Annotated in this window: 21 protein-coding genes; 15 read left to right on the top strand and 6 right to left on the bottom strand. The window is 71.3% G+C overall.

Annotated elements, in window-relative coordinates:
- Both ACFYPC_RS28265 and ACFYPC_RS28260 read right to left on the bottom strand, forming a co-directional pair.
- Entirely contained in the window at window positions 1–216 is a 216-nt protein-coding gene (locus tag ACFYPC_RS28265; RefSeq protein WP_388681696.1) for a hypothetical protein, read from the bottom strand.
- 524 nt (window positions 217–740) lie between these two features.
- On the bottom strand, window positions 741–3641 hold the full coding sequence (locus ACFYPC_RS28260) for an AAA family ATPase (protein WP_388681693.1): 2901 nt from the start codon (window positions 3639–3641) through the stop codon (window positions 741–743).
- Window positions 3642–3871: 230 nt separating this feature from the next.
- Here ACFYPC_RS28260 and ACFYPC_RS28255 point away from each other — a divergent pair, with 230 nt between their 5' ends.
- The 3 genes from ACFYPC_RS28255 to ACFYPC_RS28245 all read left to right on the top strand — a co-directional run bounded on the left by ACFYPC_RS28255 (window position 3872) and on the right by ACFYPC_RS28245 (window position 7542).
- Entirely contained in the window at window positions 3872–4540 is a 669-nt protein-coding gene (locus ACFYPC_RS28255) for a response regulator transcription factor (protein ID WP_388681691.1), read from the top strand.
- 138 nt (window positions 4541–4678) lie between these two features.
- A complete protein-coding gene (locus ACFYPC_RS28250; protein WP_388681689.1) occupies window positions 4679–5365 on the top strand; it encodes a DUF4255 domain-containing protein in 687 nt (228 codons plus the stop codon).
- The gene (locus ACFYPC_RS28245; protein ID WP_388681686.1) at window positions 5362–7542 is read left to right on the top strand and encodes an ATP-binding protein; all 2181 of its coding nucleotides are present in this window, start codon (window positions 5362–5364) and stop codon (window positions 7540–7542) included. Before ACFYPC_RS28250 ends, ACFYPC_RS28245 begins: the two co-directional genes overlap by 4 nt.
- 125 nt (window positions 7543–7667) lie before the next feature.
- Here the strand turns inward: ACFYPC_RS28245 and ACFYPC_RS28240 are convergent, their stop codons facing one another.
- Both ACFYPC_RS28240 and ACFYPC_RS28235 read right to left on the bottom strand, forming a co-directional pair.
- Window positions 7668–9116, bottom strand: a complete 1449-nt coding sequence (locus ACFYPC_RS28240) for a hydrolase (protein WP_388681684.1) — start codon at window positions 9114–9116, stop codon at window positions 7668–7670.
- A 99-nt stretch (window positions 9117–9215) separates the two neighbouring features.
- Window positions 9216–10559 (bottom strand): DUF4157 domain-containing protein, encoded by a 1344-nt coding sequence (locus ACFYPC_RS28235; RefSeq protein ID WP_388681681.1) that lies wholly within the window; start codon window positions 10557–10559, stop codon window positions 9216–9218.
- Window positions 10560–10859: 300 nt separating this feature from the next.
- Between ACFYPC_RS28235 and ACFYPC_RS28230 the strand changes: the two genes are divergently transcribed.
- The 12 genes from ACFYPC_RS28230 (at window position 10860) to ACFYPC_RS28175 (ending at window position 24627) form a co-directional block, all read left to right on the top strand.
- Window positions 10860–12440 carry a phage tail sheath subtilisin-like domain-containing protein gene (locus ACFYPC_RS28230; protein WP_388681678.1) on the top strand — a complete coding sequence of 527 codons (1581 nt, stop codon included), beginning with the start codon at window positions 10860–10862 and terminating at the stop codon, window positions 12438–12440.
- Between the two features lie 78 nt (window positions 12441–12518).
- Window positions 12519–12962, top strand: coding sequence for a phage tail protein (locus ACFYPC_RS28225; RefSeq protein WP_388681675.1), 444 nt, complete (start codon window positions 12519–12521; stop codon window positions 12960–12962).
- Window positions 12962–13456 carry a hypothetical protein gene (locus ACFYPC_RS28220; RefSeq protein ID WP_388681672.1) on the top strand — a complete coding sequence of 165 codons (495 nt, stop codon included), beginning with the start codon at window positions 12962–12964 and terminating at the stop codon, window positions 13454–13456. The genes ACFYPC_RS28225 and ACFYPC_RS28220 overlap by 1 nt, the downstream gene beginning before the upstream one ends.
- Window positions 13453–13611 carry a DUF6760 family protein gene (locus ACFYPC_RS28215; RefSeq protein ID WP_388681669.1) on the top strand — a complete coding sequence of 53 codons (159 nt, stop codon included), beginning with the start codon at window positions 13453–13455 and terminating at the stop codon, window positions 13609–13611. The genes ACFYPC_RS28220 and ACFYPC_RS28215 overlap by 4 nt, the downstream gene beginning before the upstream one ends.
- Before the next feature lie 2728 nt (window positions 13612–16339).
- Window positions 16340–16972, top strand: a complete 633-nt coding sequence (locus ACFYPC_RS28210) for an extensin (protein ID WP_388681666.1) — start codon at window positions 16340–16342, stop codon at window positions 16970–16972.
- A 107-nt stretch (window positions 16973–17079) separates the two neighbouring features.
- Window positions 17080–17505, top strand: a complete 426-nt coding sequence (locus ACFYPC_RS28205; RefSeq protein WP_388681664.1) for a phage tail protein — start codon at window positions 17080–17082, stop codon at window positions 17503–17505.
- Between the two features lie 15 nt (window positions 17506–17520).
- Complete coding sequence (locus tag ACFYPC_RS28200; protein WP_388681661.1) at window positions 17521–18246, top strand: peptidase M23; 726 nt, start codon at window positions 17521–17523, stop codon at window positions 18244–18246.
- Window positions 18246–20150 carry a VgrG-related protein gene (locus tag ACFYPC_RS28195; RefSeq protein ID WP_388681659.1) on the top strand — a complete coding sequence of 635 codons (1905 nt, stop codon included), beginning with the start codon at window positions 18246–18248 and terminating at the stop codon, window positions 20148–20150. The genes ACFYPC_RS28200 and ACFYPC_RS28195 overlap by 1 nt, the downstream gene beginning before the upstream one ends.
- A gap of 109 nt (window positions 20151–20259) precedes the next feature.
- Window positions 20260–20694, top strand: coding sequence for a GPW/gp25 family protein (locus ACFYPC_RS28190; protein ID WP_388681657.1), 435 nt, complete (start codon window positions 20260–20262; stop codon window positions 20692–20694).
- A complete protein-coding gene (locus tag ACFYPC_RS28185) occupies window positions 20694–22655 on the top strand; it encodes a putative baseplate assembly protein (RefSeq protein WP_388681655.1) in 1962 nt (653 codons plus the stop codon). The genes ACFYPC_RS28190 and ACFYPC_RS28185 overlap by 1 nt, the downstream gene beginning before the upstream one ends.
- Window positions 22652–23209 carry a phage tail protein gene (locus ACFYPC_RS28180; RefSeq protein ID WP_388681652.1) on the top strand — a complete coding sequence of 186 codons (558 nt, stop codon included), beginning with the start codon at window positions 22652–22654 and terminating at the stop codon, window positions 23207–23209. The genes ACFYPC_RS28185 and ACFYPC_RS28180 overlap by 4 nt, the downstream gene beginning before the upstream one ends.
- A complete protein-coding gene (locus tag ACFYPC_RS28175; protein ID WP_388681649.1) occupies window positions 23206–24627 on the top strand; it encodes an NADase-type glycan-binding domain-containing protein in 1422 nt (473 codons plus the stop codon). The genes ACFYPC_RS28180 and ACFYPC_RS28175 overlap by 4 nt, the downstream gene beginning before the upstream one ends.
- A gap of 386 nt (window positions 24628–25013) precedes the next feature.
- Here the strand turns inward: ACFYPC_RS28175 and ACFYPC_RS28170 are convergent, their stop codons facing one another.
- Both ACFYPC_RS28170 and ACFYPC_RS28165 read right to left on the bottom strand, forming a co-directional pair.
- On the bottom strand, window positions 25014–25481 hold the full coding sequence (locus ACFYPC_RS28170; protein ID WP_388681647.1) for a peroxiredoxin: 468 nt from the start codon (window positions 25479–25481) through the stop codon (window positions 25014–25016).
- A complete protein-coding gene (locus ACFYPC_RS28165) occupies window positions 25478–25858 on the bottom strand; it encodes a DoxX family protein (RefSeq protein ID WP_388681645.1) in 381 nt (126 codons plus the stop codon). Before ACFYPC_RS28165 ends, ACFYPC_RS28170 begins: the two co-directional genes overlap by 4 nt.
- Between the last annotated feature and the right edge of the window lie 23 nt (window positions 25859–25881).

Here is a 25881-nt window from a genome sequence, read left to right as displayed (position 1 = left end):
TCAGGAGAGCCAGCCGGTGGAGCCGGATCCCGGGGGAAGGGCGCGGGCGCTCGGGACCGAGGCGGCGGGGGGTCTGGGGGGAAGACCGCCGGACGCGGGACCGGAGTTGACGATCCAGTCGAGTTCGCGCTGGATCCTGCGGGCTTCGTTGCGGGCCTGCAGCGGTATGTCGCCGCGCTCGGAGATCAGCTGGTCGTAGATCGGTGCGTCATGCACGGTTGGTGCTTCTCCTCGGGGTCGGTACCTCGCCTCTACGGTAAGGCCGCGGCGTCGCCGCAGGAGACATTCTCCCAGTTCGGACAGAACCCGGCGTACAGCAGTCGACTCGTCTGCCGCTCCTTGTTTCCGCAGGGCAGAGCATTTCTTTCTCGAATTCGCCAACCCGTGGGGTCCGAATCCGCTTGAAGCCGGGTCGAATTGGCGCCCGCGTATTGTTCGCCTTGTCCTACCTGAGGGTGGATAGGCAGGGCATGCCGGGCTCGCCCGGGAGCGGGGTGTGGCCGGAAGTCGGCGGACAGTGAGCTGGGAAGCCCCGGACAGAGCCCTCTTTACCCGGCCCCGCGACGATTCCGAGTTGATTCCGTTCTACCGGTCGACCGCGGTCACCGTCCGGCCCGACGACCGCACGAACTCGCTCGCCTCGCCCCGGCGCCCCTCCGAGGACCGCTTCGTGGACTTGCTTCCCACCTGGCACTGTTCAGCCTCTGGAACCTCAAGACCCAGCCTCCAGGTGTCCTCGATCAAGGGGAAGCGTCAGGCGAGGTCTTCACCCGGCCCAGTACACCCCCCAGCTCTCCCCGCCCCCGAACCCCCAACTTCCGGTAAGCACCGGTCAGATGAGTCTCCACCGTGCGCCGGGCCAGATGCAGCAGCTCCGAGATCTCCGTGTTCGTTCGGCCGTCCGCCGCCAGCGCGGCGATTCGGTGCTCGCTGGCGGTCAGGGTGGTCGTTGTCGTGCGGCGGGCGCCGCCCTCGCGGAGGGATGCCTCGGCGAGGGTGCGCAGGCGTACCACGCCCAGGCGTTTCGCGTGGTCGGCCGCCTCGCGGAGTAGGTCTCGGGCGCGGGTTCGTTCGCCGGACTCGGTGAGTTGGCGAGCCTGGGCCAGTAGGGCCAGGATCAGTTCCGTGACGGCAGGGGTGTCCCGCAGGACGCGTACCGACTCCTCCGCCAACGCCAGGCCCCGGTGGCCGCCCGTCGCCCTGCCCAGAACGCGCAGTGAACGGCCCACCAGGCGTGGAGTGTTCCACACCTGGGCCAGTCGTAGTTCCTCCTCGGCCAGTGCCAGTGCCTCGCGTGGCCGGGCCAGTGCGACACGGCACTCTGCCGCGGCCGTCCGCCACGGTGTCACGACCGGGCTCACCACATCGCGCGCCGACTGGCGGCGCCCGCACCCCAGGAAGTCCCCCAGTGCGCCCGCGTGGTCACCGGCCGCGGCCCGCACCACGCCCCGCGCGTACAGGAAGCGGTTCAGTTCCCAGGAGTCGTGTGCCTCCCGTAGGTCGAGGCCGTCGGCCAGCCGTGTGGCCTCCGTGGTGCGGCCCGTCTCGACCAGTGCGAGGAGTATGTGCGCCTGTGTGTTCGTCGGGCCGTTCCGGGGAGAAGCTCCCTCTCCGGCCCACGGTGCCCCTCCGGGGCACACCCCGCCCTTGTCCCCTTCCCCCTGCCCTTTTCCTCGGCTTCGCTCCCTCTCCCCGTCCCAAGCTCCGGCCAACAGCTCCCCGAACTCCCCCCGAGCCGCCGCAATATCGGCCCGCACGTTCAGCAGCGCCGCGTGCATCGGGTGCAGCAACGACGGCCGCTGCCCCGCCAGCCCCCGCTCCACCAACCGTTGGGCCTCGTCCAGTTCGTCGGCCCACTGGGCCACCGCCGCGGCTGTGCCCAGGAGGTAAGGCTCCGCGAGGGGGTCGGTCGGCTCGGCCAGCAGAACTCGGACCTGTTTCATCGCCGTGGCCGCCGAGGCGAGGCCCGCTGTCGCCTCGTACCGGATGAGGAGGGCGAAGCCGGTCGGGCCGAGCAGGTGCGGTGAGCTCTCGGCGGTCTCGCGCAGCCAGCGGTACACGGTCTGGCGGATCGTCTGGTCGTGGTCGGCCAGCAGGGCCGAGGCGGTTTGTACCGTGCGGAGCAGATCGGGGTGGTCGGTCAGCTGTCCCTTCAAGTTGCGCAGGAGGTCGAACGCGGCGTGGGCCTCGCCGCGCCGGGCCAGTACCGTGCCCAGCGCCACCGCCGCCTGCACCCGATGCTGCGGCAGGTCCGGCAGCCGCATCGCCTCGGTGAGCCGCGGTATTCCGGACGAGGAGAGCACGGCGGCGAACTCCAGGGAACCCAGCTCCGTCAGGACCTCCGCGCGGCGGGCCGACGACATCGGCTCGGCCAGCGCGTGGCGCAGCAGCACCAGCGCCTCGTCGGTACGGCCGTCGCGGACGGCCCCCGCCGCGGCGTCCAGCAGGGCATCGGTCGCCCACGCCTCGCCGACGGTGCCCGATTTGAGCAGCTGCCGGGCCACCGCCTCCGCGGGGTCGCCGCGGCGCAGCAGCAGTTCGCCCGCGGCCCGGTGCGCCGCCTGCCGCCGGGCGGCGGGCAAGCCGGTCAACACCGCGTCCCGCAGCAGCGGATGGGCGTAGCGGGGCCGCCCGGCGGCGTCGGGGCACAGCAGCCCCAGCCGGGTCATGGCGGTCAGCCAGCCCCGTACCCGCTCGGGATCGGCCCCGGCCGTCTCGGCGAGCAGCTCGGCGTCGCCGCCCTCCGGCACGTCGTCGAGCGCGGCGAGCACCCGGGCCGCCTCGGCGGTCGCCGGACCCGCGCTGTCCAGCCACCAGGACACCGCGGCGGGGTACGCGCCCGGATAGAGCGCCGCGCAGGTCTCGGGCAGGGGGGCGGACGTCTGGTTTCCTACGTCGTCCAGCAGGGCCCGCAGCAGCAACGGGCTCCCCGCGCTTGCCCGCACACAGTCAGCCACCCACTCCGGTGAAGGGGGCGGGGGAGGGAGCGGAGATGGTGTGGAGGGTCCGCCCCACGCGTCCGCCAGCGCGGAACGCACCAGCTCCGCCCCCGAGTCGGCGTCCAGCGGTGCGAGTGTATGGATGCGGACGAGCGCGGGGGACAGCGCGTGCACCAGACCGGGGGACGGCGGGTCGACGTCGTACTGGCTGCGTTCGGTCGCGAGGAGCAGGACGGGTAAGTGGTCCAGGCGCCGGGCGGTTTCGGCGAGCCAGCGCCGCGACGGCGGGTCGGCGTGGTGGACGTCGTCCACGGCGATGAGCAGTGGGCCATCGGCCGCGGACGAGCGCAACAGCTTCCAGAGCGCGATGGCCCGCCCGGTCTCGTCCGCCTCCCCGCCGGGTTCGGTGGACCCCGAGGCGAATTCCGGCACGAGATCCGAGGCTGACTCCACTGGAACACCCAGGAGTTGATGTACGGCGGCGAACGGCGCGCCGGTGCCCTCGGGCGAGCAGCGGACGCGCAGGACGCGCATGCCGTGTCCGGCCGCGTGCTCGGCGGCGGCCTCCAGAAGGGTGGTGCGGCCGGTGCCGGTGGCGCCGCGCAGCAGGACCAGCCGGCCAGTGCCGGACCGGGCGCGCTCGGCCTCGGCGGCGATGAGCGCCAGGGCCTCCCGGCGCTCACGCAGCGATGAACTGGGCATGCCTGCCTCCTGTCGTGGACGCGTCGGCACGTCCCCTCTGTGGGACGGGTCCGGGCAGGCTCACGTCACAGCGGCGGCGGCCACTGTTACGGAATGGGCGAGAGAGATCTCGTGGTGCATCTCGTGGTTCTCCACGATTGCGGGAGCCACATGGGCCACAGAAGGGTGGAGGACGTACATCCGTCACCGAACCCACCGAGGTGGCGGGCACCTGGACATGGGGGGAACGGTTGCGTAGCTCATTGCCGGCCACCGGCCGCGTCACACGCGAACCGGGCCGCCGAATACCGGTGGCGGTGCACGCGTCGGACCCGATCTCCCGGGAGGGCGCGCGCAGCCAGCTGAGGCAGCACCAGCAAATCGACCTCCGCGAGGAAACCGACACCGGACCGGGAATCGTCGCCCTGGTGGTCGGCGAGTCCCTCGACGAGACCACCCTGGCGCGGCTGCGCAGACTCGTGCGCAGCGAGGGCGCCAAGGCCGTTCTCGTGATGGGCGTGCTCCGCGAGAGCGAACTCCTCGACGTCATCGAGTGCGGGGTCGGAGCCATCGTCTGGCGCCACGAGGCGACCTCCCACCGCCTGTTGCAGGCGGTCCAGGCGGCCGCCCGCGGCGACGGGGACCTGCCCGCCGACCTGCTGGGCCGGCTGATCAGCCAGGTGGGCAGCCTGCACCGCACCGCGGCGGGCCAGCCCGGCGCCCCCTCGTCGGGCCTCGCGCCGCGCGAGATCGACGTCCTGCGGCTCGTTGCCGAAGGCCTGGACACCGGGGAGATCGCCAGCAAGCTGTCCTACTCAGAGCGCACTGTAAAGAACGTTATGCACGGACTCACCACCCGGTTGTATCTGCGCAACCGGGCACATGCGGTGGCCTATGCCCTCCGGGAAGGCTACATCTGACCGAACGGGCAATCGAACGTCGCGTGCGGGCAGCACCTTCTGCCCGCACGCCGTCCCTTGAGCGCCTGCGAGGGCGGGTGCACCGCAAGGCACGATCGAACCCCAGTGGCGACGGCGGGGCAGGGCGGGAGTGCGACGGTGATCCATGAGGTGGACGAGGTCCTCAAACGGCTGCTCAGCGGCGGCGCCCTGGCCGGTTCCGGCATCGACGTCTTCTTCGACGCCCCGACCAACGACTGGGCGGCCCGCCGCAACGGGCCCGCCGTCAACGCCTACCTGTACGACATCCGGGAGGATGCCAACCGCCGTCAGCGCGGTGCCGTCTCCATCCGCGACGAGCGGGACATCGTCATCAAGCGCCGCCAGCCGCCCCGCTGGTTCCGGCTGTCTTACCTGATCACCGCCTGGACCAAACAGCCTCAGGACGAACACCGGCTGCTGTCCGCCGTGTTGGCGACGCTCTTGCCTCGCGAGATGCTGACCGCCGACGAACTCCCGCCCTCGCTGGCCGCGTTGGGCCTGTCCGTCCCGTTGTCGGTGGCCGGGATCCAGTCCGAGGCCCGTTCCATGGCCGAGATCTGGTCGGCCATCGGCGGCGGACTCAAGCCGTCCCTGGACCTGGTGGTCACCGCGCCCTTCCCGGCCTACCCCGAGTACGACGCCGGGCCGCCGGTCACCGAGGGCGCGGTGGTCCGCGTACGCGGCATCGACGGTTCGCTCGAAGGTTCCGAGGAACGCATGCACCAGACACGGCATCTGACGCCCGAGAACAACGAAAGGCGGTCGAAGGCCGCCAAGCCCGTCGGGGAGGTCCGGTCCGAGTGACCACCCACATCCTGCCCGAGCGCGACGAGGTGACGGCCGCCGTTGCCCACCCCCCGGCTGCCGCACTGCTGTTCCGGCTCGACCGGTTGCGTGCCCGCGCCGCCCTGCTTGTCGACCACCGCAGCCCCGGCGACCCGACGGCCGGTGATCCGCTGCGCGGCCTGTACCTGTCCGAGGAGGCCGTAAGGCACGTCCTGCGCACCGCGGGCCGGGAAGCGGCGCCGGACGACGAGCAGCCGGTCGGGCCCGGCTCGGCGCCGGTGGCCGGCCGCGACCGCCTCGCCGACCTCGCCGCCCGTCTCGGCCTTACCGAGCTCGACGTTCGTATCCTCCTCACCGCCCTCGCCCCCGATGTCGACCGCTCCTTCGAGCCGCTGTACGGCTATCTCAACGACGACGTCAGCAGGCGCCGGGCAACCACCGGGCTCGCCCTCGACCTGTGCGGACTGCCCGGGCACCTCGCCGAGGCCCGCGCCCGGTTCCACCCCGCCGCACCGCTGACCGCGCTCGGCCTGATGACCGTCGAGGAACCCGAACGGCCCTTCCTCGGACGCGCGTTGGCCGTCCCCGACCGGCTCGTCGCCCATCTCCTCGGCGACGACACCCCGGACGGGGCGCTCATCGGCCACCTCCGCCCGCTCGCGCCGCCCGATGCTCAAGACACCTCCCGAGAGTCGGAGTTCACCCGCCGACTCGCCGCCCGACTCGCCGACGGCCCGGTCTCCGTCTACCTCCGCGAACACCGCGAGGGCGACGGGCTCGGCTGCGCCTCGGCCGCCCTGCAGGCGGCGGGGCTCGATGCCCTGCGCTACTCCGGCCCCGAGGACCGGGTCCCCGACCTGCTGCGCGAGGCCGGACTGCGCGGCTCAGCGATCCTCGTCTCCCCGCTGCCGGACCAACCTGCCGCGCTGGTGCGGGCGTTGGCCGCCACCGAGGTACCTGTGCTGCTCATCGGGACTCGCCCCTACGACCCGCAGTGGTGCGACCGCGACCCTCTCGTCTTGGAAGCGCCCCGGCGGCGCGCGGGCGCGGTCACCGAATGGGCGGCGGCGCTGGACCCGGACCCGGTCCTGGACGCGGGCCCGGACGCGCGCCCGAACCTGGTCCCGACCGCGAACCTGGACCCTCTCCCGCGTCTGGACTTGACCCCGGATCTGGATTTGACCCCGGGCCCGACCCAGACCCCGAACCCGGCCCCGGAGGCCGGATCGACCCTCGGCTTCGATCTCGCCGCCACCGTCGCCCCGTACCGCCTCGGCAGCGACCGCATCCGGCGGGCCGCGCAGGCCGCGCAGCGCCTCGCCGTCTTCGACGACACCTCGGTGACCGCAGCGCACCTGCGGATCGCCGCCCGGCAGCAGTCCGCCTCCGGACTGGAGCAACACGCCCGGCGCATCAGGCCCGACGTCGGCTGGGACGACCTGGTGCTGCCCGGCAAACCCCTCGCTCAACTGCACGAACTGGCCCTGCGTGCCCGCCACCGCGAGCAGGTTCTCGGCGACTGGCGGCTCAGCGCGGGCGGCGGGCGTGGCCGGGGTGTCATCGGACTGTTCGCCGGCGAGTCCGGCACCGGAAAGACGCTCTCCGCGGAGGTCGTCGCCGCCGAACTGGGGCTGGATCTCTACGTCGTTCAGCTCTCGTCGATCGTCGACAAGTACGTCGGCGAGACCGAGAAGAATCTGGAACGCATCTTCACCGAGGCCGACCGCACCGACGCCGTGCTGCTCTTCGACGAGGCCGACGCCGTCTTCGGCAAGCGTTCCGAGGTCAAGGACTCCCACGACAAGCACGCCAACATGGAGAGCGCGTATCTGCTCCAGCGCCTCGAGTCCTTCGATGGCATCGCGCTGCTCACCACCAACCTGCGCGCCAACATCGATGAGGCGTTCACCCGTCGGCTCGACCTGGTGGTCGACTTCCCGTTCCCGGACCCCGGCCAGCGGCTCGCACTGTGGCGGCACAGCCTGGCCCGGGTGCCGTGCGCGCCGGACACCGACCCGGCGCGGGTCGCCGACGCCTTCGAACTCGCCGGCGGCTCCATCCGCAGCGCCGTTGTCACCGCGGCCTACTCGGCCGCCGGACGCGGTACTCCGGTCACGACAGCCGACTTGGTGGACGGCGCCGAACGGGAGTACCGCAAGGCCGGCCGCCTGGTGCCCGGCGAAGGCAACTGGTAGCGAGAGCACCTGTCGGCGACGACAAAGCGGGCCCGCGGCGCTCACGCCACGGGCCCGCTCCACACCGGCGAGGTCGTCACACAGCAAACAGTCCTGTAATCACAGAATCACAGGGTGAGCCTGCATCACACGGTGAACTTGACCGCTTCGAGCCAGAGCGAGTTGGCGAGGGTCCCGCCGAAGATGTAGTTGTCCCCGCCGGGCTCGTCGCAACTCATGTTGAGCCAGCCCTGGCTCTGGATGTGCACGGTCTGGCAGATGACGTTCTTGCTGTCACCGACGTTGATGGCGAAGCCCAGCATGTTCGGGGCGTCGTTCTTGGTGCTGCCGATGTAGTTGTCCATGCCGTCGACCACGCCCTTCCACCCGGCGCCGTCGTAATGACCCTTGCCGTCCTGCGAGGCGGGGTAGTGGACGAACGCTGTGGCAGCCGTGCCGTTGGTGCCGGACACCGCGATGTTGAGCGCCTTGAGCGGCTTGTCCTGGCCCGTTGTGCCGGCGATGGCGCCGTCGCACGAGGGGTTCGTCCAGCCCATGCCCGTCACATAGGCGCGGTAGCAGATGTGCTTTTTCCCCGGGTCGTCCGCGGCGGCCTGCTGGACGGCGGTCGCCGCGGTCACCTCCGGAGCCTTCGTCTCCTTCTCCTGCTCGGTTCCGCCTGACCCGCTCCCGCCGTCGCCCGCGTCCGGGGAGGGCGTGACCTGCGGAGCAGGGGGCTCGACCACGGCGGAAACGGTGGGCGAGGGAGGCGGCGGGGCCGCCACCGATGCCGGTGCGCTGCTCGGCGGCAGGGTGCTGACGCCGGCTTCCTGGAGTTGTTCGGTGGCGGCGGTGCGGAAGTTGGGTTTGTAGGCGATCCAGATCATGACGAAGGTGATGGTGAGGGCGAGTGCTATGCCGAGGAAGGTGGCGAGCCAGCCGGGCAGGAACCCGCGCTGGACGTAGGTGCCTTCGACCTCGAGCGGTGTGACGCCCGACCTTTGAACGGCGAGGGTGTAGGGCCGTTGTTCCTTCGACCCGAACCAGATGATGTCGCGCGGCTTGATGGTCGTCTTGACGAAGGCGGCCCGCCCCGGTTCGATCTGCACGCTGCCGGGGTGGATGTCGTACGAGAGCTGGTCGCCGTTGTCGCTTCCGGTGACGGAGGCGGTGAGCTTGGTGTTGCCGAGGTTGTCGATGGCCAGCTTGGGCCGTCCGCGGAGCCGCCCCTTCACGGTCGGGGGCACCAACTCCGCCCGGACCTCCGTAAAAGGGGTGATCGTGAGGTTGCCCTCCGGGACGGTGGTCGCCTCCGGGTGCTCGGTGGGCGTGATGCGTACAGCGAACGGGTTCGCCCCAGCTCTGGCGTCAGGGGTGCGCGGTGGCGCGAAAGTCAGCTCGACCGTCCCCGTCGTCCCCGGATACAGCCGGAGCGTCTGTGGCTCGACGGTGGTCCAGGGTGCGATGTCGCCGACCGGCTCGAAGCGGTATTCGTCGACGATGTCACCGGTGTTGCGCAACCGCAGCCGCACGGTCGTACGACCGCCGGGGTCCACCGTCGCTGACGCGGGTTCCAGGGATGTCCATAGGCTCACCTGGCGACGGTACGGTGGCGAGCCGCGCCCCGTCAGGAGGCGCAGGGGCAGGAACTGTTGCCCGAAGGGCCCCGGTGACGGTGTCCCGGGGCCCAGGGATCAGCCGTCGATGTCCATGGGCGACGGGGACCTCCGGTCCTTCCCCTTCCCTTTCCCTTTCTCCGACTTGTGACGCTTCCACTCGCTTCGGTTCATGGACTCCACGACGTTGCCGCTCGCGTCGACCTTGTCGAAGCCTGAGACGAACTCGGGGCGGACGCCCTTCCAGAAGACGACTTCCTGCTGCTGGGCGAAGGACACGGTGCCCAGTGAGTCCACCAGGTCGATCCCGCCCGGCGGGTTCATCTGATACCGGTACGCCGATCCGTCGGGCTGCCGTGCCCAGTCGGGTACGTAGTCGCCGGCCGAACGAGTGGCGCTCACGAAACCCGTCTTGTGCAGCTCCTTCTGGTAGAGCCGAAGGCTGCGCGGCACTTCTTCGTTCCAGGATTTGAACCCCTCGTCCATGATCTGCTCGGGACTCCGCTTGTCGAAGCGGAACAGGGGCTTGTCGTCCTTGCGGTACTTTAGCTCGGGAGCCTGGCGGTTGTGCTTGTCGTGCCGGAGTGTCTTCAGCTTCTTGGGATTGATGCCGTGTTTGCTCTTGCCGAACCCGGCCGCGGGCTGCGGATCCGCCGTGGTGTCGCGATCGGCGCGCGACCGCTCGGCGAGGTACTCCGTTTCCTCCCACTCGTACCCCTCGGAGTCGTTGTCGTGGCTCGCGTCCGGCCCGGACGAGTAGTCCGGGGTGGAGTCCACCTCCATCTCGTCCCCGGAGGAACGCGGCATCCGCTGCACTGTCGTACCCGCACCCGCTGCCGGCCTGGCCGACGTGCTCGCCGCGCGCTGCACGGGATCGTTGTGCGAGCCCACCCCGGGCACAGAGAGACTGGGGGCGATCCCCTGGGCAAGCTGCCGGCCACTGTCCGCGGCATGCCGCTCGAACGGGTCGTCCTTGTGGGAGACCTTCGTCCCCGTCCCGTTGTCGGCTCCCGCCACGGGCCCCAGGGACTGCTGGTGTACGTGGGTGAGCTCGTGGTACATCGTCTCGTCGTCCGCGCCTCCGGGACCGACGACGATGTCCTTGCCGGTGGTGTAGGCACGGGCGCCGAACTCCAACGCCGATCGCTGGGCGACCGGACCGGAGTGCACCCGCACGTCGCCGAGGTCCATGCCGAGCCCTTGCTCCGCCCTCTCACGAATGCGTGACTCCAGCGGCCGGGCGGGGGAGAGAAGCGCTTCGGACACGGACGACCGCTGGAGGGACGGCTGCTCCACGGCGGTCCGTTCATGGGCGCAGCCAGGGCCGTGCTCATGCCGTTCCTCCTCGACGGCCCGTGCCACGGCCGCGTTGCCCGCCAGGCGCTGGAGTGTGAGAAGCCGGTCCGGGGTCGTGCTCGGCATGGCCGCCGCTCGGCGGTTGCCCTTCCGGTCGTTCGTTCTACCGGCCCGTGCTGCGTGTGCGCGCACCATGATCCCTTCGACGATTGGCATCCTCAGCCTTACCCGGCCGCGCCTGGCGTCGGAAGGACCGTTCGGGCAGCCTCGCGGGCAGACACGGCGAGCGAGGGGCATCGGGGTGCAACGGACTGCCCGTTGGGGCAACACCTCTGCCCCCGGTTGAGTACCGCAGGACGTTTCGGGGTGCGTGCTTCGCGCGTGAGAGTGAAAGGCATCCTGTCTCGTACCCGAGGAGAGCAGAGCATGCCGTCCTACCTGTCGCCCGGCGTCTACGTCGAGGAGGTGGCCAGCGGTTCGCGTCCCATCGAGGGGGTGGGTACCTCGGTGGCGGCCTTTGTGGGCCTGGCACCTACCGGGCCGCTCAACGAGCCGACCCTGGTGACCAACTGGACGCAGTACGTCGCGGCCTTCGGTGCCTTCACCGACAGCTACTACCTCGCGCACTCCGTCTACGGCTTCTTCAACAACGGCGGTTCGGCCGCGTACGTCGTCCGCGTGGGCGGCGTCCCCGGTGACGGCGACGCCTCGGCCGGCAACGGATCCCGGTCCGCGCTGGCCGGCTCGGCCCCCGCCGGGCTGCCCCCGGGCGCGCCCCAGCAGCTCGGCACCTTCAGTGTGACGGCCGTCGCGGGCGGTTCGCTGACCGTCGAGGTCGCGGACGCGGAGGGCGAGGGCCCGGCAGAGCGCTTCAAGCTGTTGGTCAAGGACGGCGACAAGACGGCCGAGACGTTCGACGTCACCGCCAAGAAGGGCGGCCGCAACTACGTCGTCACTCAGGTGAAGGAGCGCTCCAAGCTCATCGCCCTGCAGGAGGCGGCCCCCGCGGCGCAGTTGGCGCGCCCCGAGAACCAGACGGTTGCCCTCGCGGCCCCCACCGCCCCGGCCGCCGTACCCGCCGCGACGGACGACTCGCACCCCGGTCCGGCCCAGTACCTCGGCGACTCCGCCGACCGCACCGGCTTCGGCGGCCTGGAGGCGGTGGACGAGATCTCCATGGTCGCGGTCCCCGACCTGATGGCCGCCTACCAGCGCGGCGCGATCGACCTGGAGGCCGTCAAGGCCGTCCAGTTGGGCCTGATCGCCCACTGTGAGCTGATGGGCGACCGGGTCGCCGTCATCGACCCCCCGCCGGGGCTGAACGCCCGGCAGGTCAGGGTCTGGCGGCAGGAGACGGCGGGCTACGACTCCAAGTACGCGGCCCTCTACTACCCCTGGATCAAGGTCTTCGACCCGGCCACCGGCCAGTCCCAGATGATCCCGCCGAGCGGCCATGTCGCCGGCATCTGGGCCCGCAACGACTCCGAGCGCGGGGTGCACAAGGCGCCGGCCAACGAGGTCGTGCGCGGAGCGGTGGACCTGGAACTCCAGATCACCCGTGGCGAGCAGGACCTGCTCAACCCGATCGGCGTCAACTGCATCCGCTCCTTCCCGGGCCGCGGCATCCGCGTCTGGGGCGCCCGCACCATGTCCTCGGACCCGGCCTGGCGCTATGTGAACGTGCGCCGGTACTTCAACTACCTGGAGGAATCGATCCTCCTCGGCACCCAGTGGGTGGTGTTCGAGCCGAACGACCACAACCTCTGGGCGCGGATCCGGCGCAATGTCTCCGCGTTCCTCGTCAACGAGTGGCGCAGCGGCGCGCTCTTCGGCCAGCGGCCGGAGGAGGCGTACTACGTCAAGTGCGACGAGGAGACCAACACCCCGGAGTCGGTCGATCTCGGCCGGGTCATCTGCGAGATCGGCGTCGCGCCGGTCAAGCCCGCCGAGTTCGTGATCTTCCGGCTGGCCCAGTTCTCCAGTGGCAGCGGGGAGTTGGAGGAGTAGCGGGCCCCGACCGCCTCCACCGGCACCCGCACGCACACGTCAAGCCCCTAGAAATACCCTCAGAAGGACAGCGAACTGATGAGTCTCAGCCCGGGTGACTCCCTTACTTCACATAATTTCGGCCTCCAGATCGATGGCGTGATGGTCGAGTACCTCGCGGAGGTCAGCGGCCTCAGCATCGAGCAGGACGTCATCAAGAGCCCGCAGAACTCCGCGATGGGCAAGCCCGAGATAGCTTTGCTGCCGGGAACACAGAAGGACGGTCAGTGCACTGTTGTGCGCGGTATGACCCAGTCCGCGGCCTTCACGAAGTGGATCAACGACTCGATCGCAGGCCGGATGAGCATTGCCCGTGTGAACGCCTCGATCATCATGATGGACTACGAGAACAATCCGGTGAAGCGCTACAACATGCGCAAGGCCTGGTGCAGCAAGATCGACGCCAGCACCCTGAAGGCCGGCGAGGCCTCCCCGCTCCAGGAGACCGTGACGATCGTCTTCGAAGAACTGGTCATCGAGTAATGCGGCGTGCGACGGCAAGGGCGGGCAGGGGTTCGGTCGTGGACGTACCGGATGCCGTGCCGGAGGACCCCGCGGCGAGCGTGCCGGAGCCGGCCCCCGCCGTCCCTGCCCCGGTCCGCCAAGTACTGCGCACCGAGTTCGAGTTCGAGCTGCCGCGCGGGTACGTCGACGAGGCCGGCACGGTCCACCGCGACGGCGTGATGCGCCTGGCCACGGCCCGGGACGAACTCATCCCGCTGCGGGACGTCCGCGTCCAGGAGAACCCGGCGTATCTGTCGGTGGTGCTGCTCGGCCGGGTGATCACCAGGCTCGGCTCGCTGCCGATGGTGCACGACGGCGTGGTGGAGAACATGTTCGCCTCCGACCTGGCCTTCCTCCAGGACTTCTACCGTCAGGTCAACGCGGAGGGGCACACCCGCGCCGGGGTCACCTGCCCGCACTGCGAGCAGCCCTTCGAGGTCGAACTCGGCGGGAGCCGCCTGGGGGAATCGTGACGTACGCGACCGGCCCTCTGCACGAGGAGATCGCGTACGTCGCCTATCACTTCCACTGGAGCCTGGAGGAGATCCTGGACCTCGAACACCACGACCGGCGCCGCTACACCGAGCAGATCGCGGTCCTCGTCACACGTGCCGCGGGGGAGGAGTGAGGTCATGGGGTTCGTCGATCGTTTGAGGGGTGGGCGGGGCCGCGGCCGTATGAGCCCTGTTGCTCCCCCTGCTCCGACCGTTCCTTCGGGTTCGGCTTCGGCCGGTGTCACGGGGGGCGAAGGTTCGCCCGTCGTGTCCGGTGCCGCAGCGGAGCCCCGGGGTTCGGCTGCCGGCTGGTCCTCGCTGCCGCCGATGCAGCGTGCGACCGCCGGCCCCACGGGTGTTGCCGACGCGGGGTTCGGCGGCCGGCTCAGCACCTGGCAAAACCCCTCCTTCATGGGCACCCTCTCCCACGCGGTCCTCGACGCGGCCCCGAGCGGCCTGGTGAGGGGCGTCCTCACGGAGTCGACGGGACCGGCCTCTGGGCTGGAACGGCCTTCGCTGTCCTTGCCGTTGGCGATCGCCACGGAGGATTCGACGGGTGGCGCCGACGGAGTGCCGGTGCAGCGGGCGGTGTTTCCGGGGGCGGTTGGGCGGGTGACGGGGGCTCGGGTGGCGGCGGTGCCGTCGCCGGCGGCTTCACCTGCGGGTCCAGGTCCGGGGCCAGGTCCGGGTCCGGGTGTGGCTGCGGGGTCGTCGCCGTCCGCCGCCGTGTCGTCTTCGGAGGCCGTTGTGACGCCCTCTGTTTCCGTGTCGTCGTCGGCCCGGTCGCCGTTGACCAGGGTGTCTGCCGCAGCCCCGGTGGTGCAGCGGCGGACTCTGCCGGTGGCTCGGCGGACGGCGGGTGCGGAAGGTGGGGCCCCGACTTCTGCCGGGTCGGGGGTGTCCAACGGCCCGGGTGCGTCTGCCCCTTCGGGTTCTTCACCAACGGTCACGGATTCGGCTGCATCTTCGGCGTCTACGATTCCGGCCGCCGGGTCAGTGTCCTCGCCGGCTGCTTCCACTGCCCCGAGAGCGGGGACCAACAGGCCGGTCGCCTCTTCCGTCGGCCAGGGCTCTGGAGATAACGGGCTCCCGTCTGCTCCGGCGCGTTCTCAGGAGCGGCCACCCGCAGGGCTCGCGGCACCGGTCCAGCGGAGCGTTTCCGATGGCGCGGTGAGTACGAGCGCGTCCTCGGTCGACAACCGCCAGTCGGCTCCACCCGCCGTACCGAACACACCGTCCGTACGGCCGAGTTCGGCCGAGCCCCCGGCTACGCCCCGCGGTCCGGGGGCGGGTCCGGCGCAGCGTCCACGTCCGCTGCTGGGGGCGCCGATGTCCGCGCCGCCCGAAGGGACGACCTCCCTGACGGGGAGAAAAGCTCCAGCGATTGCGCCGGTACAGCGAGCGGTGCCGGAGTCCGGCGGAACCCGTAGGCCGGGTGCGGGCAGCTCAAGACCGCGGACCAGCGAACCGGATCCAGGCGGCTCCGCCACGCCGGGTGTCGGCGGTGCCGCAACACCGAGCGCGGTGCCCGGGGTCGGCACCGCAACGCCAGGCGCTGGACCAGGAACGCGGACTGGAGACCGTACGACGGTTCAGCGTGCCGCTGCTTCGTCGCCCGGTACGTCGGCACAGGCTTCCGTGCCCCGTACTCCCGGAGCCTCAACACCCGTCCCCGGTAGGGCAGATGGTGGCCCGGAGTCCGCGAGCAGATCCCGGAGAATGGATCACGGCTCGGCCACGCCGCCGACGCCGGGAGGCGGGGCCGCTGCCGGTCCGGTCGCCGCCCACCGAGCGGTGACGCCCCCGACGGTTCCCGCTGACCGCGACTCCGTTCAGCGCACGACAATGAGCGCGCCCTCAACCTCGGGCTCCTCAAGTCCCCAATCGGCGCCGCCCAGTTCCTCGACCTCGCGCACTTCGCCCGCCGGGCTTGGGGCCCCGGGACCTGCAACTCCGCTTGCCCATCTGCCGGGTTCCTCGGCCCCCGCCCAGCGATCCGCGTCGTCGGGCGTCTCGCGTGCTGGTTCTGCGGTCTCGGGTTCTTCGACTCCGCGTTCCGTGTTGCCGGATTCGTCCACTCCCGGTCCTGTGGGCCGGCGATCCGCGTCCTCGGGCGTCTCGCGCGCTGGTTCTGCGGCTGCGGGTTCTTCGACTCCGCGTTCCGTGTTGCCCGGTTCGTCGCCCCCCGGTCCCGTGGTCCAGCGATCCACACCGTTGCGTACCTCGCCCACGGGACACGCTTCCCCGGCCCCCTCAACCCCGAACTCCTCGGCTCCGCACCCCGCGCCCCCGGCGTCCGTTGCCCAGGCCTCCGCGACTCCAGGCCCCGCGATTCCAGGCCCCTCAGGGCCTGGAATCGCGTTCCCGGGCCCAGCAACCCGTGCCCTCGCAACCCTGGCCTCCGCAGCCGCCGGCCCCGCAACCGCCCGTTCCACAACCCTCGGCCCTTCCACCCAAGGCCCCACGCCCCCACACCGCAGCACAACCCCCTCCGACCGCCCGCTCGCCTCCAGCCGTCCGCTCACGCCCGTCCTCCCCGCACCGCCTGCCGACGGGGGCCGGCAGAAGGCCTCCGCACCCCGGCCCGTACAACTGCTGCGGCGCACGACGGTGCCCGGCGCGCAGCCCGGCCGTACCCCCGGCCGGTCCGAGCAGGGTGGGTCTCCGGCGCGGCGGCGATCCACCGACCCGATGCCGCCACGGTCGGGCTCGAGCAGCGGCGGCACGGTCCTGCCGCCGCGTGGCGGAACCCTGGCGGCACTCAGCGGCATGCCGACGCCGATGCACGGACCGTCCGGCGGGAGCCCACACGTACAGCGACTCACCGCCACCTCAGCCGGGCAGACGGGCCCCGGTGTACCGGTGGTAGAGCGCTCCTCAGGGCCCACGCCATCGGCCACCGGCTTCGCCCAACTGCCCTCGTACACCGCCCGACCAGCAGCCATTGGTCACACCCAGCGCATCCCCACCACCCCCGCCACAGCGCTCCGCCGCGCCCCCGCCCCCACGGCTCCCGGCGCCACCCACACCCCCGTCCAACCAGCACGTCCCAGGACCCCCGCGCTCTCCATCCCCCTGCCCGTACAGCGGGCCCAAGCCACACCCCCGACACCGCCCACCAGCACACCCACCCCCGCTTCCGCACCCCCCACCCCGGTCCGCGTCCAGCGACGCGTCAGCGAGGCGCCCCCGGCCCACGCCCCGCCCGTACCTCCGCCGGGCTCGCGCGGCGCCCCGGCCGCATCCCGATCGGGCACCGCCGACTTCCGACCCCGCGAGCTGGACGACCGTCAGATCGACGAGCTGGCAGACCGGATGGCCGAACCGATCGGCCAACGCATGGACGTCACCGCCAAGTTCGACCCCAGAAAGCTGACCAGCCACCAGCTCGACGAACTGACGCACCGTCTGATCGGTCGGGTCACCCGACTGGTACGGACCGAACTGCGCATGGACCGCGAGCGGATCGGCAAACTCCGCGACCCACGCCGCTGATCCACCGGGCCGCTGATCCACCGGGCGGCTGATCCCCCCGGCCCCCCATCCGCTTCACTTCGCCCCACCGCAAAACCCAGAACGCCCCAAGAAAGGCCAACCCCCCGATGCCCTCCGATCTCGACCCGGGCTCCACCGTCTTCTTCAACCTGACCATCGACGGCGAGAGCCTCGGGTACTTCAACGGGTGCGAAGGACTCTCGTCCACGGTGGAGATCGAGCAGCACCAGGAGGGCGGGCACAACGGGTTCGTCTGGCAGCTTCCGTCCCGGGTCACCTTCTCGAACATCCGGCTGACCAGGCCGCTGACCCCGGACACCTCCAAGGTCGCTGCCTGGATCTCCTCCGTGGCAACGGGCATCAGCCGGCCGACGGCCCAGATCGCGGCGCTGCGCGCGGACGGCTCGGAGGTGGCGAGCTGGGGGCTGATCGACGTACTCCCGGTCAGCTGGCAGGGACCCACGCTGGACCCGTCCAGTCCAGCCGTGGCCACGGAGGTCCTGGAGATCACCCACCACGGGTTCACGGACTGAGGGGCGGACACCACCATGGCGAAGGGAAACAAGGGCGGCGCCGGGAAGAGTCTCGTACGCGCCACGCTCGCCATCCACGAGCCGCCGATCGGTGTGAGCACCACCCCCGGCGCGCTGATCAAGAACTTCAGCTTCGACTACAACCCCTCCCAGCTCTCGCTCAGCCGCGGCGCCGAGTGGAAGACCACTCCCACCGCGGCGCTGCGCGACGGCTCGCTCCCGGAGTTCATGGGGCCGCAGCCGAGGGAGATGACCGTCGAGATCTTCCTCGACTCTTCCACCAAGCCGACCAGCAACAGCGTGCTGAAGAAGGTGGAGTCCCTCTTCTCCTGCTGCGAGGTGACGACGAAGAGCATCGCCGCCAAGCAGCCCTCCACCCCATGGGTGGTGTTCCAGTGGGGGTCCTTCTCCACGGCCCGCTTCACGGCGTACGTCAGTTCCGTGGAGGCCACCTACTCCCTGTTCGGGACGACAGGGGTGCCGATCCGGGCCACCTGCCAGGTGCGGCTGCACGAGATCCCCAGCAAGACCAAAGGGCAGAACCCGACCTCGGGCGCGCTCACCGCGCAGCGCGTGCACCGGGTCGTGGCGGGCGACTCGCTCCAGTCGCTCGCCTGGCGGGAGTACGGCGACGCGGCCGCCTGGCGGCCCATCGCCGAGGCCAACGGCATCGACGACCCGTCCCGGCTGGCGAACGGCGTCGAACTGATTCTTCCGGCCGCCGAGGAGGTGGGTCTCTGATGGTGAAGCCCTCCTTCTCGAACGTCATCCACGTCACCATCGACAGCAAGAAGCTCCCGCCCGAGTACGCGAGTCTGCTCGTCGGCGGCTGGGCCGATCTCGGGGCCGGGGTGCCGGGCGCGTTCCGGCTCACCTTCCGGGACCCGGGCAGGCTGCTGCTCGGCAAACTGAACGTCAGGTTCGGCTCCCAGGTGGTCCTGGCGCCGGTCGCCGACGGCCAGGGCGCGGCGACCCCGCTGCTCACCGGCGAGGTCACCGGCATGGAGACCGACTACGACGGCACCGGCTCCTTCACCGTCATCCGCGGCTACGACATGGGCCACCGACTGTTGCGCGCCCGCAGGGTGGCCGCCTACCGCAACCAGACCGCCGCCGACATCGCCCGCAAGCTCGCCACGATGAACGGCATCCCGGTCGGCTCGGTCCAGGGCACCAAGACGGTGTACGAGTTCATCAGCCAGTCCAATGTGACCGACTGGGACTTCCTGGCGCGGCTCGCCGACGAGAACGAGATGGTGATGTCGCTCGACCCCAAGGGGAAGTTCCAGTTCGTCAAGCCGAAGCCGGCCTCCGGCGCGCCCGCGACGAGCACCCCCGGCGAAAAAAGCCCGGTCGTGCTCCAGGCCCGCCACGACATCCTGCGCTGCCGGGCCGCAGTCACCGCAGCCGACCAGGTCGACAAGGTCGACGCGCGCGGCTGGGACGTGACCACCAAGAAGAAGATCGTCGAGACGGCGCCGGCCACGAGCACCTCGCTCATCGCCATCGGCACCACCCCGAAGAAGGCCGCCCAGCCCTTCAAGGTCGCCAAGCTCGTCGAGACCGACACGCCCTACGATCGCCGGCCCGAGGCCAAGGCCGCCGCCAAGTCCCTGGCCGACGACCTGACCTCCTCCTTCGCGGAGCTGGAGGTCACCGTGTACGGCAACCCCAAGCTGCGCCCGGGCATCCCGGTCACGCTCACCGATGTGGGCGCCCCCTTCGAGGGCAAGTACACGGTCACCTCGGCCCGGCACGTCTTCGGCGACGGCGACCACTACGAGACCCTGATCACCGTCAGCGGACGCCAGTGGCGCTCCCTGTTCGGCCTCGCCTCCGGTGGCGGCTCCACGGCCGCGCCCCGGCTGCCGAGTGTGGCCAACGCGCTGGTCACCGACGTACAGGATCCGCTGAAGCAGGGGCGGGTGAAGCTGCAGTTCCCCTGGCTGGACGACGCGTACGTCAGCGACTGGACGCGGACCGTGCAGCTGGGCGGCAAGGCAGGGGGTGGGATCTTCCCGCTGGACGTCGGCGACGAGGTCCTTGTCGCCTTCGACCGGGGCGCGCTCGACCATCCCTTCGTCATCGGCGGCCTCTACAACGGTGTGGACAAGCCGACCGTCGTCAAGGACGTGCCACTGCACGACGGGCTGAAGAAGCAGGCGATCCGGCACACTCTTTCCGACCGCCAGGGCAACCGTGTGGACCTGCTCAGTCAGCAGACAGGTGCCCGCAAACAGGGCGTTCGCATCGCCTCGGGCAACGACAAGCTGATCATCAACCTCGACCGGACCAAGACCGAGATCACGGTGGACAGCAAGGGATCCGTCAGCATCACGGGCAGCCGGGACGTGTCGATCGACGCCGGTACCAGCCTGACGCTGAGCGCGAAGCGGTCCGTGAACATCAAGAGCGGCGGGTTCGTCAGCATCACTGGTCAGGGGGTCGTCAACCTCAAGTCGCTCGGCGGAGCGGTGTCGGTCGACGCGGTGGGTGCGCTCAACCTCAAGTCGGTGGGCGCCGCGATGATCAGCTCGGGCGGGGTGATGCAGGTCAACACCGGTGCCCGGATGGACCTCCGGGCCCTCAACATCGGGCTCACCGGCATCGTGCTGGTCAACAACAAGCCGTATCCACTGCCGTGACGGCCGCAAAGATCACCCGGATCACCGGGATCACCGGGATCACCGGGATCACCCGGATCACCCGGATCAGCAGAATCGTCGAGACGAGGAGAAGGCGGGTGGACCACTGATGGCCGAGCAGTTCGTCGGGTCCGGCTGGGCGTTCCCCCTGCGCATCGGCCCCACTGGAGGTATCGCCCTGGTCAGCGGGGAACGGGAGGTGGAGGAGGCCATCCGGCTCGTCCTCGCCACCGCGCCCGGCGAGCGGTCGATGCGCCCGGAGTTTGGCTGCGCCATCCACGACCTGGTGTTCGCCCCGCTCAACGAGGCCACCGCAGGCCGGATCCAGCACGAGGTGTACACGAGCCTGGACCGCTGGGAGCCGCGGATCGAGGTGAACGACGTCGAGGTGACGGCGGGCACCGATGACGGCGTGCTCTACATCGACGTCCGCTACTCCATCCGCGGCACCAACAACCCGCGCAGTCTCGTCTTTCCGTTCTATGTCATCCCCTCTCACGACGAGCCGGACCCGGCTTCCGAGAGCTCCGAAAGTGACCGCTGATGGCCCTGCCCTCCCCGAACCTCGACGACCGGCGCTTCCAGAATTTCGTCGACGACGCCAAGCGCTACATCCAGCAGCGCGCCCCCGAGTGGACCGACCACAACGTGTCCGACCCCGGCGTCACCCTCGTGGAGACGGTCGCGCACATGGCCGACCAGATCGTCTACCGCCTCAATCGCGTCCCGGAGAAGAACCACCTGGCCTTCCTGGACCTGGTCGGCATCACGCTCTTCCCGCCCTCCGCGGCCCGTACGGACGTCACGTTCTGGCTGTCCGCGCCGCAGGAGGAACCCGTGCTGCTACCCGTGGGCACCGAGGTGGCGACCACCCGCACCGAGAGCGAGGAGGCCGTTGTTTTCGCCACCGAGCGCGAACTGGCGGTCGTACCAAGTGAGTTGACGCATCTCGTCGCCCAGAGCAGCGGCGGGCCGGTCGCCGACCGGACCGCCGACCTCACGGAGGGCAAGGATGTGCTCTGCTTCTCCGAGGCCCCGGCCCCCGGTGACTGCATGCTGCTCGGGCTGAGCGCCGCCGTCCCGCACTGTGCCCTCGCACTCGATCTGGACAGCCGGGTCGACGGCGTCGGCGTGGACCCGCGGCAGCCACCGTTGGTGTGGGAGGCGTGGACCGAGGACGGCTGGGCGGCCTGCGAGGTCGACCGGGACGGCACCGGCGGCCTCAACCGGCCCGGCGAGATCGTCCTGCACGTGCCCGGCGGACACACCCTGTCCCGCACCGGCGGCCGGGAGGCCGGCTGGCTGCGCTGCCGGGTCACCGAACCCCTGCCCGATCAGCCCTTCTACACCACCTCACCGACCGTGCGGTCCGCGGAGGCGTTCACCGTCGGCGGCACCACGGCCGCCGCGCACGCCGAGACGGTGTACGACGAGGCCCTCGGCGAGTCCACCGGCCTGCCCGGGCAGCGGTTGCGGCTGGCCAACGCGCCCGTGGTCGGCGACGAGCAGCCCGTACTCCTCCAGTCCGCCTCCGACAACGACGGCTGGACCGACTGGCAGGTCGTCCCGCACTTCGCCGCCTCCGGCCCCGACGACCGGCACATCACCCTCGACGCGGCGACCGGCGAGATCGCCTTCGGCCCTGCCGTCCGCGAATCCGACGGCACCCTGCGCCAGTACGGGACGGTCCCCGCCAAGGGCGCCGTCCTGCGCGCCCGCCGCTACCGCGTCGGCGGCGGCCGGACCGGCAACGTGGCCCGCGGCGCCGTCCGGGTGCTGCGCAGTTCCATCCCGTACGTCTCCGAGGTCGTCAACCGCGAGGCCGCGCGCGGCGGAGTGGAGGGCGAGACCGTCCAGGAGGCGAAAGTACGGGCGCCGATCACCTTGCGCGCCCAGGAGCGGGCCGTGACCCTGCGCGACTACGAGGAACTCGCCCGCCGCGCCGCGCCCGAAACCGCCCGCATCACCTGCCTGGAGGGCGACGAGGCCGAGCACGGGGCTTATGCCGTACGGGTGTTGGTGGTGCCGCAGGCGGTACCGGACCCCGGCGGCCGTCTCCGCTTCGAGCAACTCGTCCCCGGCGACGCCCTGTTGCAGCGCATCACCCGCTACCTCGACGAACGGCGGCTGATCGGGACCCGGTTGGCGGTTGGCCCGCCCTTCTATCAGGGCGTCACCGTGGTGGCGACCGTGCACGCCTTCCGGGGCGTCGACACCGACCGGGTGCGCCGCCAGGTCCACGACGCGCTCTACCGCCACCTCGACCCGCTCACCGGCGGCACCGACGGAAGGGGCTGGCCCTTCGGCCGCCCGGTGCAGTCCGGCGAGGTCTTCGCGGTCCTGCAGCGTGTCCCCGGGGTGGAGCTGGTCGACGAGGTGGAACTGCACCCGGCCGACCCGCTCACCGGCAAGCGCGGCGAGGCGACCGGCCGGATCGACCTGGCCCCGCCCGCGCTGGTCTTCTCCTTCGACCACCGGGTCCGGGTCATCGGGGACGGCGCGTGAGGGGCTCCATCGACGGACTCGGCTCCTCCGCGCCCATCGGCGCGATGCTCCCGGCCGTCTTCGCCGACGACGACCTGGCCCAGCGTTTCGTCGCCGGGCTCGACGACGTCGTCGCGCCGATCCTCAACTCCCTCGACTGCCTGGACTCCTACTTCACCCCGGCACTGGCCCCGCTGGACTTCACGCGCTGGCTCGGCGACTGGGTCGGCGCCGAGACCGACGGCACGGAGCCGGAGGCCCGTCTGCGCGCGGCCGTCGCTGCTGCCGCGCATCTGCATCGCATACGGGGCACCCGACGTGGCCTGTCGGAGGCCGTGCGCCTCGCCTTCGGCGTGACACCGGAGATCACCGAGAGCGGCGCCGCGGACTGGAACGCCCGGCCCCTGGGCCCGGTGCCCGGCGAGCGCCGCCCGCGCCTCCACGTCACCCTGCGGCTGCCCGCCCCCATGCCCGCGGACGAACACCGTCTTGACAGCCTCGTGGCGGCCGCCCGCCCCGCCCACATGCCCTACACGGTCAAGGTGACCGCTGCCGAAAGGACCCCCGAGAGATGACCAGCCAGAGCTGCACCGAGTGCGGCACCCGGGCGGAGCCCGGCCAGTCCTTCTGCGACGCCTGCGGGGCGGTGCTGGGCTGGGGCGAACGGGCCCACCAGGGCGAGCGGGGGGACCGTGCGGAGGCCGGGCGAGCGGCTGCCGCGGACGAACCGGCCGGCGCACGTGCCGCGCAGGGGGGCACCCCGGGCTTCGACGCGTTCTCCCGCCCGGTCCCGGCCGGCGGCGGCCTGCCGCACACGGCCCGTGAACGCCTCGGCGCGAGCAGTGCGAGCGGTACAAGCAGCGTTGGCGGTACGGCCGTTGCACGCGGTGCCAGCGGCACGGGCAGTGCGCCCGGTACGGCCGCTGCCGCCCGGATCGCCGCCGCACCGGCCCCTGCCGAGCCCGCGGACCCCGTGATGCCGACTCCGGGCGCGGACAACCGCGCGAGCACGTCCGCGGCCGCCGGCCCTGCGTTCCTGAGCCCGTCCCCGTACGACGGCGCGCCCGGCAACGAGCCGTGGCCGGCGGGGGACGACACCACGTCCCGCGCCCGGTCCCTGCTCGTGCCGGTCACGGATCCCGACCCGCGCCCTGTGGCGGAGCCGTCCGTCGCGCCCGTACTGCCCGGCCGCCCCGTCGCGGACCGGCCGCAGGTGCGGGCCCCCGGCCGGGAGCCCGGCGCCGAGGGCGGCCCGCCGTGCCCGTGGTGCGCCACCCCCAACCGGCCCGACCGCCACTTCTGCGGCCGTTGTGCGATGTCCCTGGCGGGCCGCGGCTCCGAAGCTCCGGGCCACCTCCCGTGGTGGCGCCGCCTGCCTGGCTTCAGCAACGGCGAGATCCCGTGGGCGGGCGAACGCCCCCGCCTGCGCCGGGGCTTCGGGCGCGCCCTGAACTGGGTGTTCGGCGCGTTGGTGCTGTCCCTGCTGATCACGGCCGTCGTCTACGCCGACACGGCGGTGGGGGCCGTGAGCGACCACTTCGCCAAGCGGGCCGCTGTCGAGCCGGACAACGTCAGCGCCTCCCGGTCCTACCCGGGCCACAAGCCGGAGCTTCTCTTCGACAAGCTCAGCAACACCTGGTGGGGGCCGGGGATCACCCAGTCCGCCGAGGGCGAGTGGGTGGAGGCCCGTTTCGCCGAGCCGACCCGGCTGCTGGACGTCATCATCACCCCGGGTGTCTCCACCCAGGCCACCCAGCTCTCGCAGTCGGCCCTGCCGCACCGGATCGAAGCCCGGGTGACGACGGCGGACGGCAGGACGACGACCCGCACGCTCACCCTGGACAGGGGCCCGGGCGGCCAGACCCGGGCCTTCCGCGTCGGCGACGTCACCTCGGTCCGCTTCATCCTGCGCTCGGCGTACGGCGCTGCCCCCGACAAGCAGGTCGCCATCGCGGAGATCGAGTTCTTCGGACGGTCGAGCAGCAACAGCTAGGGAGCCGGACGGTGACGGCCCGGGACGAGGTGCCGAAGCGACTGCGCAAGCTCACAGCCGGACAGGCGAAGACGATCGAGTTCCCGGAGAAGGCGACGGTCTTCCCCGCCGTCGGAGACCGGGTCCGAGCCACACACCCTCGGCCGTCCGGGCAGCGAAGCCGCTGTCCTGGGCCCGCACTCGGGAGGCGCACCCTTCACACGGGGCGCACCCCGCCTGGCCGCAGCACCCGGTCTCACTCCCTCCCGGAAGCGGGAGGAGGCGCTGAGAATGAGGCACAGTGAACAGGTCCCGCCCACCATCCGCAGAGGGGCGGGGCCTGTTCGCGCGGGCGCGCCGTCGTGTCGGACCGGCAGGACCGGGAGAGTACTTGTCGGACGGGTGACTCAGCTCGCGTGGGCACGCAGCGCGGCGAGGGCGCGGTCGGCGTGTGCGCTCATCCGCAGTTCGCTGCGGACCACCTCCAGGACCGTACGGTCCTGTGCGATGACGAAGGTGGCCCGCTTCGTGGGCGCCAGGGAGAACCCCCGCTTCACCCCGAAGCGCTCACGGACAGTCCCCGCGGTATCCGACAGCAGCGGAAAACCGAGCGTGTGGCGCCCGGCGAACTCCTGCTGCCGGTCGACCGAGTCACCGCTGATCCCGACCGGCCGCGCTCCGGCGGCGGCGAACTCGGCGGCCAGATCACGGAAGTGGCAGGCTTCGGCCGTGCAGCCCGGGCTGAGAGCGGCGGGATAGAAGAACAGCACCACCGGTCCCTCGCCGAGCAGCTCCGACAGCTGCCGGACCGTACCCGTCTCGTCCGGCAGAGCGAAGTCCTCGACCGTGTCACCCACAACCGCACTGCTCGTCATGACTGTCCCTCTCCACCCTTGGCGACGCCGCGTGCCCACAGCACGAGCGGTATCTGCAGCGGAAGCCGCGCCAGGGCCGCGGCCTTGAGCGGCGCGGGCTTGTGACGCCAGTCCACTGCCATCTGGACGTTTGCCGGAAACACCCCGACGAAGAAGGCGGCGGTGGCCAGCGCGGCGACTCGCCGGGTACGCGGCATCGCCAGCCCGGCCGCCAGCGCGAGTTCCGCGGCACCGCTCGCGTAGGTCCACGCCCGGGGCGCTCCGGGCAGCGCAGTCGGGATGATCGCGTCGAACTGGCGCGGAAGAACGAAGTGCGCGGCGCCCGAGGTTGCCAACAGGCCGGCGAGCAACAGGGGTGAGCGTTCCGACCTCGGCACGGTTCCTCCTCTGGACCTGTCGC

Origin of the sequence: Streptomyces sp. NPDC005808 (assembly GCF_042871385.1) — a bacterium.
Lineage (GTDB): Bacteria > Actinomycetota > Actinomycetes > Streptomycetales > Streptomycetaceae > Streptomyces.
Note: the sequence above shows the minus strand (reverse complement) of the source record. Positions and strands in the feature narration are given on the sequence as shown.